Annotated in this window: 7 protein-coding genes and 1 pseudogene; 5 read left to right on the top strand and 3 right to left on the bottom strand. The window is 72.7% G+C overall.

What is annotated here, in order from left to right; genetic code table 11:
* On the bottom strand, positions 1-1850 hold a 1850-nt coding region (locus FPZ41_RS40475; RefSeq protein ID WP_152869091.1), incomplete at its 3' end, for an ATP-binding protein.
* 558 nt (positions 1851-2408) lie between these two features.
* On the opposite strand from FPZ41_RS40475, the gene FPZ41_RS40480 reads away from it, so the two are divergent.
* Both FPZ41_RS40480 and FPZ41_RS40485 read left to right on the top strand, forming a co-directional pair.
* On the top strand, positions 2409-5462 hold the full coding sequence (locus tag FPZ41_RS40480) for an FAD-binding and (Fe-S)-binding domain-containing protein (RefSeq protein ID WP_152869093.1): 3054 nt from the start codon (positions 2409-2411) through the stop codon (positions 5460-5462).
* A gap of 52 nt (positions 5463-5514) precedes the next feature.
* Positions 5515-5937 (top strand): annotated as a pseudogene (locus FPZ41_RS40485) (transposase); the annotation flags it as partial.
* Here the strand turns inward: FPZ41_RS40485 and FPZ41_RS40490 are convergent.
* Positions 5929-6357 (bottom strand): DUF5959 family protein, encoded by a 429-nt coding sequence (locus FPZ41_RS40490; protein WP_194236392.1) that lies wholly within the window; start codon positions 6355-6357, stop codon positions 5929-5931. The pseudogene FPZ41_RS40485 and the gene FPZ41_RS40490 overlap by 9 nt on opposite strands.
* Before the next feature lie 214 nt (positions 6358-6571).
* On the opposite strand from FPZ41_RS40490, the gene FPZ41_RS40495 reads away from it, so the two are divergent.
* On the top strand, positions 6572-7699 hold the full coding sequence (locus FPZ41_RS40495; protein ID WP_152869097.1) for a lipid II:glycine glycyltransferase FemX: 1128 nt from the start codon (positions 6572-6574) through the stop codon (positions 7697-7699).
* A gap of 123 nt (positions 7700-7822) precedes the next feature.
* On the opposite strand, the gene FPZ41_RS40500 is transcribed toward FPZ41_RS40495, so the two are convergent.
* Positions 7823-8800 carry an EamA family transporter gene (locus FPZ41_RS40500; protein WP_407698883.1) on the bottom strand — a complete coding sequence of 326 codons (978 nt, stop codon included), beginning with the start codon at positions 8798-8800 and terminating at the stop codon, positions 7823-7825.
* Between the two features lie 202 nt (positions 8801-9002).
* Between FPZ41_RS40500 and FPZ41_RS40505 the strand changes: the two genes are divergently transcribed.
* Both FPZ41_RS40505 and FPZ41_RS40510 read left to right on the top strand, forming a co-directional pair.
* The gene (locus tag FPZ41_RS40505; protein WP_194236393.1) at positions 9003-9908 is read left to right on the top strand and encodes a TIGR03084 family metal-binding protein; all 906 of its coding nucleotides are present in this window, start codon (positions 9003-9005) and stop codon (positions 9906-9908) included.
* Between the two features lie 59 nt (positions 9909-9967).
* The coding region (locus FPZ41_RS40510) for an acyclic terpene utilization AtuA family protein (protein WP_407698884.1) at positions 9968-11254 on the top strand (1287 nt) is incomplete at its 3' end.

Raw genomic sequence — 11254 nt, forward strand, 5'->3', positions numbered from 1 at the left:
GGGTGCGGGTGGGGCGCCGTTGGTGCGTCTGATGTGTCTGGTGATGTGTCCGGTGCTTCTGGCACGTCGTCTTGTGGGGCGGTCTTCGGTGGGCGTACGAGCTCGGCGCGGATCGCTGCGTGGCGTACGGCGCCGGCGTCCTCCACCGGTTCCCGGACGACCGGCTCCTGAACGACCGGTTCCCGTGCGACGGGCTCCTGTACGACCGGCGCCTCCGTCGTCGTGCCCTGGACCAGCGCCTGGTCCGGCGCCGTGCCGCGGACGGCGCTGCGGAAGCTGCTGAAGCGGGCGGCCCTGGTCTGTGGATCGGAGGCGGGGCGGGTCTCGGGCGCGGGCCGGGGCGGGATGCGGTCGCGGGTGCGGGCCTGGGCGGCGTTGAGGCTCTGACCGCGACGGCGTCTGGGCAGGCCGCTGGGCAGATCAAGGGGCCGGTCAATGGGCAGACCGCTGGACGGATTGCTGGACGGATCGCTCGACGGCGGGATGTCCGGAGAGAGGCCGATCGCGGGAGTGCCCTTCGCGGGCAAGCCGTTCTGGCTCGCCGCGGACTCGTGCGTCGGTACGGGCTCGGGGTCCAGGTCCTGGGGCGCGCGGGCGGTGGCGTACGACGACGGCCTGAGGGTCCGCGGCGCGGGCGTCGGCCGCGAGGCCGGTGCCGGTGCTGGTGTGGGTGCTGGTGTCGGCGCCGAGGCGGGCGCGCCGGCCAGCAGGTCCTGCGGGATGAGCATCAGCACGCCGGTGCCACCGCGTGCGGACGGGCGGAAGGACACCTTCAGACCGTGCTTGCGGGAGAGGCGGCCGACGACGGCGAGGCCGAGCCGGGTGCCGGAGAGCCCGCCGAGGTCGGCGCCCTCGCCGGAGACGGCGCGTTCGGCGCGGCGCAACTGGATGTCGCTCATGACGAGGCCCGCGTCCTCGACGGAGACGACGACTCCGGCGGGCACCTCCTCGACGTACACGTGCACTTCGGCCGTGGGCGGGGAGAAGGTCGCGGCGTTGTCGAGGAGTTCGGCGAGCGCGTGCATGACAGCCTCGGCGGCGTGTCCGGCGACGGCGGCCTCGCTGGAGGAGTGCAGGCGCACACGCTGGTAGCCGCCGATGCGGCCCATCGCGCCGCGCAGGATGGACTCCATGGGGATCGGCCGCGCCCAGCGGCGGCCCGAACGCGCGCCCGCGAGCACGGCGACGGAGTCGGCGAGACGGCTCGCCTGGGCGGTGCGGTGGTCGAGATGCAGGAGGTCGGCGAGGACGTCCTCGTCGGAGTGGCGCTCCTCCATCTCGCGCAGGTCGGCGAGGGTGCCGGTGGCGAGCGCCTGCATACGGCCGGCCGCGTTGGCGGTGGCGGCGATGGCGGCGGCGCGTTCGCTCTCGGCCTTGCGGGCCCGGTCGGCGAGTTCGGCCTTCTCCTCGGCGAGGCGGGCGCGGTCGTCGGTGAGCCGGCGCCGTTCGTGTTCGGACTCCTCGACGAGCCGGGTCCGTTCGCGCTCGAAGTCCTCCGCGAGGCGCGCCCGCTCTCGCGCGTAGTCGTCGCTCAGCCGCGCCCGCTCCTGGCGCAACTCCTCGGCCAACCGGGCCCGTTCCTGCAGCAGTCGGCCCGCGTCCTGGGAGACGGCGTCGAGGCGGCGGCGGACGAGCTTGGTGGTCTGCGCGGCGTGTGTGGCCGTCGCGACGACGGTGGTGAGCAGGAGGGCGGCGGCGCCCGCGCCCCAGGCGAGCGCTGGTCGCACCGACTCGGGCGCCACCGCGACCGACCCGCCGACGGCGAGCGCGGCGAGCACGGCGGTGAGCAGGGGAGCGGGCACCAGGGTGCGGAGGGCGGGCCGTTCGCCTCGGGGGATGGGCGGCGTCATGAGTTGATCCTCGGTCCTTGCCTCGGCTGTGGCTCTGGTCGCGCCTCGGCTGTGGCGTTGGTCGTGGCCTCGGGTGCGTGCTTGGTGCGTGTGTGCCCTGCGTGGCTGCGTGTTACGCATGCGGGAGTGCTGTGCGTGCTATGTGTGCCTGTCTTGCGTGCTGTGCAGGCGTGCTGTGCGTGCCTGCCGTACGTGCCTGCCGTACGTGCCTGCCGTACGTGCCTGCCGTACGTGCTGGGTGCGGTGTGCGCGTTGTGAACGTGCCGTGTCTGGTGTGCGCCCTGGGTGCCCTCCGCCGGAGCGTCGACCGTGGTCGACGCATCCTTGAACCTCCTCCGCGCCTCCGCGACCTCCGGTTTTTGATCATGTTCTGACGGTGAAGTGACACTTGGTGCTCAACTGGCCGTCACTATATGGGAGTTCGTGATCGGGTTGGGTGGGTTCCGGAGGCGTTCTCGGAATCCGACCGGACTTCTCACTTCGTGACACGCGATGACGGCGAGTGGAGCGATGGGTGAGCGGGCGGTCGCTGTCAGTGGCGGGGGGCATCCTGGGGACATGACGGATCTCGGGGAAGTGAGGGCCGGGCTGGAGGCCGGGCTGCGGGCGGTCGTGCGCGGCGAGGTCGCCTTCGACGCGACCGCACGGGCGCTGACGACCATGGACGCCTCCAACTACCGCCGGGTGCCGCTGGGCGTGGTGGCGCCGCGGGACGCGGACGACGTGGCCGCGGCGCTGTCCGTGTGCCGGGAGCACGGGGTGCCGGTCGTGGCGCGCGGTGGAGGGACATCGATCGCGGGCCAGGCGACGGGCACGGGCGTGGTGCTGGACTTCACCCGCCACATGAACCGGCTGGTGTCCCTCGACCCCGAGGCGCGGCAGGCCGTCGTCCAGCCGGGCCTGGTCCTGGACCGCCTCCAGGAGGCCGCCGCCCCGCACGGCCTCCGCTTCGGCCCCGACCCCTCCACCCACAGCCGCTGCACGCTCGGCGGAATGATCGGGAACAACTCGTGCGGGTCTCACTCCGTGGCCTGGGGCACGACGGCGGACAGCGTCAAGGAGCTGTCGGTGATCAGCGGCACGGGTGACCTGCTGCGGCCGGGCCGCGACTGGGCCGGTGCCCCGGAGGGCCTACGGGCGCTGGTGGACGGGGAACTGGCGCGCCTGCGTACGGACTTCCCCTCCCTCTCCCGCCTCCCGCGCCGTATCTCGGGCTACGCCCTGGACGCCCTGCTGCCGGAGAACGGCGCGCACGTGGCCCGCTCCTTCTGCGGCTCCGAGGGCACGCTCGGGGTGCTGACGGAGGCGGTCGTACGGCTCGTCCAGGCACCCCGCGCGCGTGCGCTGGCCGTGCTGGCGTACGCCGACGAGAGCGCGGCGGCGGAGGCGGCCGCCGGACTGCTGTCGTACCGGCCGCTGACGGTGGAGGGCATGGCGGCGGACCTGGTGCGCGAGGGCGCGGGGCTGCCGAGGGGCGGGGCCTGGCTGTTCGTGGAGACGGGCGGCGACTCGTCGGCCGAGGCGCGGGCGCGCGCGGACACCGTCGTCCGGGCCGCCGACGTCGTGGACGCGCTCGTGGTCGCCGACCCGGCCGCCCAGCGCACCCTGTGGCGCATCCGCGAGGACGCCAGCGGCACGGCGACCCGTATGCCGGACGGCGCCGAGGCCTGGCCCGGCTGGGAGGACTGCGCGGTGCCGCCGCAGCGACTGGGCTCGTACCTGCGGGACTTCCGGGCGCTGTTGTCGGCCCACGGCCTGCGCGGCACGCCGTACGGCCACTTCGGGGACGGCTGCATCCACGTCCGTATCGACTTCGACCTGATGTCGGATGCCGGGGTGGCCCGTTTCCGCCGCTTCTCGGAGGAGCTGGCGGATCTGGTGGTCTCCCACGGCGGTTCGCTGTCGGGCGAGCACGGGGACGGCCAGGCACGGGCCGAGCTGCTCCCGAGGATGTACGGGCGGGAGGCGGTCCGGCTCTTCGAGCGAGCGAAGGGCGTGTGGGACCCGGACGACCTGCTCAACCCGGGGATGCTGGTGCGCCCCGCCCCCCTCGACTCGAACCTGAGGTTCGCGGTTCTGCCCCGCAAGCCGGTGGACGTGGCCTTCGGGTACCCGGAGGACGGCGGCGACTTCTCGGCGGCGGTGCGCCGCTGCGTGGGGGTGGCGAAGTGCCGTACCACGGCCGCCGGTTCGGGCCCCGGCTCCGGTTCGGGCTCCGGCTCCGGTTCGGGCCCCGGTCCCGTATCCGGCTCCGTCGCCAGCCCCGTCGCCGCCCCCGTCTCGGGGGTCATGTGCCCTTCCTTCCGCGCGACCGGGGAGGAGGAGCACTCCACGCGGGGCCGGGCGCGGCTGCTGCACGAGATGCTGGCGGGCGAGGTGGTCACGGACGGCTGGCGCTCCACGGAGGTCCGGGACGCCCTCGACCTGTGTCTGTCCTGCAAGGGCTGCCGTTCGGACTGCCCGGTCGGGGTGGACATGGCCACGTACAAGGCGGAGTTCCTGCACCACCACTACGCGGGCCGCCGGCGCCCGGCGGCGCACTACACGATGGGGTGGCTCCCGGTATGGCTGCGGACGGTCGCCCGGCTGAGAGCGGCGCGGCTGCTGAACTCCCTGGCCACCGTGGGACCACTGGCACGGCTGGCCAAGCGGCTCGGCGGGATCGCGGCCGAGCGGGAGATCCCCCGGCTGGCGCGGGAGCCGTTCAGCCGCTGGTGGGCGCGCAGGCGGGTGCCCGACGGGGCCGGTGCCGGGCCGGTGGTGATCCTCTGGCCGGACACCTTCACGGAGTACCTGTCGCCGTCGGTGGGACGCGCGGCCGTACGGGTACTGGAGGAGGCGGGCCTGACCGTGGCCCTGCCCCCGACGGCCCACTGGGCGAGGGCGCCGATAGGGGATGGAAGGTCGCGAACACCTCGGGACGCGCTAGGCCCGGCCCTCCGCCGGGACCGGCCCTGCTGCGGCCTGACATACATCTCGACGGGCCAACTGGACCGCGCCCGCACGGTACTGCGCCGCACGCTCGACCTCATGGAACCGGTCCTGGACTCCGGCGCCCCGATCGTCGTCCTGGAACCGAGCTGCGCGGCGACACTCCGCACGGACGTACCGGAACTGCTGCACAACGACCCGAGAGCCGCTCAACTGGCCGCACTGGTACGGACCTTCGCCGAGACGCTGGCACAACAGGCCCCACACTGGACCCCTCCCGTGCTGAACCGCCCGACCGTGGGCCAGACCCACTGCCACCAGCACGCGGTCCTCGGCGACGCGGCGGAGCGCCGCCTGCGCGAGGCGGCGGGCCTGACCGGCGAACTGAGCGGCGGCTGCTGCGGCCTCGCGGGCAACTTCGGCTTCGAACAGGGCCACTACGACGTGTCGACGGCCTGCGCGGAAGAGCAACTCCTGCCGTCGGTACGCGCGGCGACGAAGGACACGGTGATCCTCGCGGACGGCTTCTCCTGCCGCACCCAGTTGGTACAGCTGGAGGGACGGAAGGGGAGGCACTTGGCGGAGGTGCTGGCGGGGGCGTTGGAGGAACGGCCGGGGCGGGGCCTGTCCCCGGGACTGGACGAGACACCTCACGGCACCGAAGAACAACCCGGGGCGTGACTCAGGCGTGCCTGCCCACCGTCGGCAGGCCTGTGAGCCCCGTGAACGGATACGCCAACGCCCGACGCCACATCATCCACCGTCTGGCATCCCGCTCGCCGCCACCTTGACCGGCGGGAACCGCAATGACGTCACCCAGCTCATCCCGCTGCTCGAAGCCCTGCCGCCCGTGCGGGGCAAGCGCGGCCGGCCCCGGCGCCGTCCCGACGTCGTACTCGGCGAGCGTGGCTACGATCACGACAAGTACCGTCGTCTCGTGTGGGACCGCGGCGTAAAACCGGTGATCGCCCGCCGCGGCACCGAGCACGGTTCCGGATTGGGCACCCAACGCTGGGTCGTGGAGCGCGCCTTCGCCCACCTGCACTGGTTCCGCCGCCTGCGGATCCGCTGGGAGATACGGGACGACATCCACGAGGCTTTCCTCACCCTTGGATGTGCGCTCATCTGCTGGCGGCGGCTTGTCTCCCTACGCTGAGAGCATCGGAACCCAGTGCTTCATCAGCTGGTGCAGACGCTGTCGGTGCTCGGCGATCCAGTCGTCTGGCAGGGCGATCGGCACACGCACGGTGACCATGGATCCTGACTCGTCCTCTACGACCACCTCCGGACAGTCACGCTCGCCAGTGAGTTGGATGAAGATGGACGCCCCCCTGCTCATCTCCATCCAGGCGACCCCCTGGCCAGCATCGAGCCTGTCCAATGCGTCGGACCAGCTCTCCAGCTTCGAAAAGGACAACGCCAGGTAACAGCGGCCGGACACGAAGGGCGTCCCGACGACGATCTCGGCATCGAGCCCAGCAGCCCACCTGGGATTGCGCCCCAGGACGTTGACGGTGACGCTGTTCCCCTCGTCATCGGCGAGGGAGATGAGCTCCCTCGGAGCGATGTCGCCCATAGCTTCCCCTTCATCGGCGAGTACCGAGAGATCGTCGCCCCGCCGGAGTGCATCCGCCACCCCATTTCGTTAGGGGTTCTTAAGTCGGCCGACTCGGCGAACACACCACCAGGGGTGACAGGTCGCCCCGCGCGGCGACCGGCCATCCGTGAGTCGGCGTGCCTAGGCTGACGATCCGACCAACGCAGCGCGACCACGCCACGAGGAGCCCCGCATGCCGCTCCGCCTCCAGGCCATCACCCGGGACGAGCACCTGGCGTTCGTGAAGTCCCTCCCCTCGGCCAGCCACATGCAGGTGCCGTCGTGGGGCGATGTGAAGTCGGACTGGCGGGCGGAGAGTCTGGGGTGGTTCGAGGAGGACGGCCGACTGGTGGGGGTGGGCCTGGTTCTGATGCGGCGCCCCTTGCCGAAGCTGCGGCGCCACCTCGCGTACCTGCCCGAGGGCCCGGTCATCGACTGGTACGCGCCCGACCTCGCGGAGCGCTGGCTGGAGCCGATGCTGGCGTACCTGAAGTCGCGCGGGGCGTTCTCCGTGAAGATGGGCCCGCCCGTGGTCGTAAGGCGCTGGAGTGCGGACACGGTCAAGGCGGCGATCGCGGACCCGGCGGCCCGGCGGCTGCGCGGGACGCGGGCCACGGAGCACGACGAACGGGCCGCGGCGGTGGCCGACGAACTCCGCCGGACGGGCTGGCATCAGCCGGACCCGGGCGGCGAGGACGGCTTCGCGCCGGGCCAGCCGCGGTACGTGTTCCAGGTCCCGTTCGCCGGTCGGACGCTGGAGGACATCCGCTCCGGCTTCAACCAGCAGTGGCGCCGCAACATCAAGAAGGCCGACAAGTCGGGTGTGAAGGTGGTCCAGGGCGGCTACGACGACCTGCCCGCCTTCCACGAGTTGTACGTCGAGACCGCGGGGCGCGATCGTTTCGTCCCGCGCGCCCTCCCGTACTTCCAGCGCATGTGGCGGGTGCTCACGGCCGAGGACCCCGACCGTATGCGCCTCTACCTCGCCCATCACGAGGGCGACGTCCTCGCGGCGGCCACGATGCTGACGGTCGGCGGGCACGTCTGGTACTCGTACGGCGCCTCGACGAGCCGCAAGCGCGAGGTTCAGCCCAGCAACGCCATCCAGTGGCGCATGATGACCGACGCCCACGAGCTCGGCGCCTCCGTCTACGACCTGCGCGGCATCACCGACACCCTGGACGACTCCAGTCACCTCCTCGGCCTCCTCCGCTTCAAGGTGGGCACGGGCGGACAGGCGGTGGAGTACCTCGGAGAGTGGGACTTCCCGCTCAACCTGCTGCTGCACAAGGCGCTGGCTCTGTACATGTCGCGCCGCTGAGACCGAGTGCTGGCGGTCAAGCGGATGTAGGCTCCTGCCCCCTGGCGCACCCCGCAAGGGCTCCTGGCGGGCCCTGCTCAAAGCCCTGGACCTGGCCTACCCGTCGGGGACCCGGGGGTCCACTCACCCTTGCGCCGCCTTCGCCTTCCCCCGCCCCACCTGCGTCCGTACCGCCCCCATGCTCGCCGCGATGACCAGCGCGATGGCGAGGGCCTCGGTGATGGAGAGGGCCTGGCTGAGGACCAGGAAACCGGCGGTGGCGGCGATGCCCGGTTCGAGGCTCATGAGGATGGCGAAGGTGGAGGCGGGCAGCCGGCGCAGCGCGAGGAGCTCCAGCGTGTACGGCAGGACGGACGACAGTACGGCGATGGCGGCGCCCAGCGCGATCGTGACCGGGTCGAGCAGCCGTGCCCCGGACTCGACGATCCCGAACGGCAGGATCAGCACCGCCGCGACCGCCAGGGCCAGCGCCAGTCCGTCGGCCTGCGGGAAGCGGCGCCCCGTACGCGCGCTGAAGACGATGTACGTCGCCCACATGGCCCCGGCGCCCAGGGCGAAGGCCACACCCACCGGGTCCAGGTCGCCGAAGCCCCCGCCGCTGAGCAGGAACACTCCGCCGAGCGCCAGCCCGGCCCAGAGCAGGTTCACCGCGCGGCGCGACGCGAGCACGGACAGCGCGAGCGGGCCGAGTACCTCCAGCGTGACGGCGGGGCCGAGAGGGATACGGTCGACTGCTTGGTAGAAGAGGCCGTTCATCGCGGCCATCGTGATGCCGAAGACGATCACCGTGCCCCAGTCGGTCCGCGAGTGCCCCCGCAACCGGGGCCGGCAGACGATGAGCAGCACGACGGCGGCCACCACCAGCCGCAGCGTCACCACCCCGAACGCCCCGGCCCGCGGCATCAGGCTCACGGCCAGCGCCGCGCCGAACTGCACCGAGATCCCCCCGGCCAGCACAAGCCCGACCGGCCCGAGGGCGCCCCGCCCCCGTGGCGGGCCTGCCGACGTGGGTGCGGCGGCCACGGCGGGCGTAGGCGTGGGTGCGGCCACGGGCGTGGTCGCGGGTGCGGATGCGGGCTGGTCAGCGCTGGGGAGGTTCACGGGGGCCGTCCAGGAGGGGCGAGCGGGACTTGTTCAGTGTAGTGCACTGATTCGTACACAGTAATGGACCGGGTGGGGGCTGTGGGTCGCGGCCCGGCGAGATCCGGCCTCGACCCTCCCTGCCGTGTCCACTCTCCCTGGCTCACCCCCCGGCGTGCACCCAAAAATGCAAGCACGCTTGCTTGTTTCTGTCCCCGCTGGCATGCTCCCGAGCACACACCGTCGTGCCCGAGGGAGCGTCACCGTGGACGTGTTCGGTGATCTGGAGCGGGAGAGCGAGGAACTCGACGCCCTCGTGGGGGAGTTGAGCGAGGAGCAGTGGGCGCTCGCCACTCCCGCCGCGGGCTGGACCATCGCCCACCAGATCGCCCACCTCGCCTGGACCGACCGCTCCGCGCTGCTCGCCATGACGGACCCGGAGGCCTTCGCGGGCGAGGTGGAGAAGGCCCTCGCCGCACCGGACCGGTTCGTCGACGCGGGGGCGGAGGAGGGCGCCGCGAGGCCCCCCGCCCGAATCCTCGCCGACTGGAGGGCCGGACGGCAGGCACTCGCCAGGACCCTGGAAGCCGCCCCCACAAAGAAGCGCTTCCCCTGGTACGGCCCGCCCATGTCGGCCGCCTCCATGGCCACCGCGCGGTTGATGGAGACCTGGGCCCACGGCCAGGACATCGCGGACGCGCTGGGTGTGGTGCGCACACCCACGGACCGGCTCCGGCATGTGGCCTGGATCGGGGTGCGCGCGAGGGACTTCGCCTTCGGGACGCACGGTCTTCCCGCACCCGCCGAGGAGTTCCGCGTCGAGCTCGTCGGGCCTTCCGGCGACCTGCGGACGTACGGTCCCGAGGACGCCGCCCAGCGGGTCACCGGTCCCGCGCTCGACTTCTGCCTCCTGGCCACCCGGCGGGCCCACCGCGCCGACCTCGCCGTACGCGCCGAGGGCCCCGATGCCGACCGCTGGCTGGACATCGCCCAGGCCTTTGCGGGACCACCGGGCTCAGGACGGCCCCCGAGGACGTCGGGGGCAGGACGGCCCCTGGGGACGTCGGGGGCAGGACGGCTCCTGGGGACGTCGGGCGCAGGGCGGCCCCCGACGGCGGACGCCCAGTGACCCCGCCGCCCCTGCGCATCGGCAACGCCTCCGGCTTCTACGGCGACCGCTTCGACGCGATGCGCGAGATGCTCACCGGCGGCGAACTCGACGTCCTCACCGGCGACTACCTCGCCGAGCTGACCATGCTGATCCTGGGCCGTGACCGTCTGAAGGACCCGGCCGCCGGCTACGCCCGCACCTTCCTCGGCCAACTGGAGGAGTGCCTCGGCCTCGCCCACGAGCGAGGCGTCCGGATCGTCACCAACGCAGGAGGGCTCAACCCGGCCGGACTCGCCGACGCCGTAAGGGAGTTGGCGGACCGCCTCGGTATCCGGGCCAGAGTGGCCCACGTCGAGGGCGACGACCTCACGCACCGCCATTCAGGTGCCCTCGCCGCGCACGCCTACCTCGGCGGGTTCGGCATCGCGGCCTGCCTGCGGGAGGGCGCCGATGTCGTCGTCACCGGGCGGGTCACCGACGCTGCCCTCGTCACCGGCCCGGCCGCCGCCCACTTCGGCTGGACATCGGACGCCCACGACCGGCTCGCGGGCGCCGTCGTGGCCGGGCATGTGCTGGAGTGCGGCACCCAGGCCACCGGCGGCAATTACGCCTTCTTCACCGACCACGACGTACGACGACTGCGCCACCCGGGCTTCCCTCTCGCCGAAATCCACGAGGACGGCACCGCCGTCATCACCAAACACCCGGGGACGGGCGGTGTGGTGGACGTCGGCACGGTCACCGCGCAGCTCCTGTACGAGACGGCCGGCGCCCGGTACGCGGGCCCCGACGTCACCGCCCGGCTGGACACGGTCGAACTGACCCAGGAGGGCCCCGACCGCGTACGGATCACCGGCGTGCGCGGCGAGGCCCCGCCCCCCACCCTCAAGGTCGGCCTCAACCGGATCGGCGGCTACCGCAACGAGGTCGTGTTCGTCCTGACCGGGCTGGACATCGAGAAGAAGGCCGCCCTGGTGCGCGACCAGCTGGAGACCGCGCTGAACGCGGCCAAGTCCCGCCCGGCGTCTGTCACCTGGTCTTTCGCCCGTACCGACCACCCCGACGCGCCCACCGAGGAGACCGCGAGCGCGCTGCTGCGGCTCGTCGTGCGCGACCCGGACCAGGCTGTCGTGGGGCGGGCGCTCAGCGGGGCCGCCGTGGAACTGGCACTCGCGAGCTACCCGGGGTTCCATGTGCTGGCCCCACCGGGAAAGGGCGCGCCCTATGGGGTCTTCGAGGCTGTTTACGTCGACCATGGGGTCGCGGACCATGTGGCGGTCCTCCATGACGGGCGCCGGGTTCACATACCCCCGGCCCACGCAGCCTCGGCCCAGGTAGCCCCGCCCCACGGCCCCCTCGTACTC

The sequence above is a fragment of the Streptomyces acidicola genome, from assembly GCF_009377235.1.
GTDB lineage: Bacteria > Actinomycetota > Actinomycetes > Streptomycetales > Streptomycetaceae > Streptomyces > Streptomyces acidicola.

Excerpts from the sequence above, each read along its gene's own strand:
- FPZ41_RS40480 (WP_152869093.1), top strand. The coding sequence starts at position 2,409 with ATGACGGATCTCGGGGAAGTGAGGGCCGGGCTGGAGGCCGGGCTGCGG.
- FPZ41_RS40490 (WP_194236392.1), bottom strand. The coding sequence starts at position 6,357 with ATGGGCGACATCGCTCCGAGGGAGCTCATCTCCCTCGCCGATGACGAG.
- FPZ41_RS40495 (WP_152869097.1), top strand. The coding sequence starts at position 6,572 with ATGCCGCTCCGCCTCCAGGCCATCACCCGGGACGAGCACCTGGCGTTC.
- FPZ41_RS40505 (WP_194236393.1), top strand. The coding sequence starts at position 9,003 with ATGCTCCCGAGCACACACCGTCGTGCCCGAGGGAGCGTCACCGTGGAC.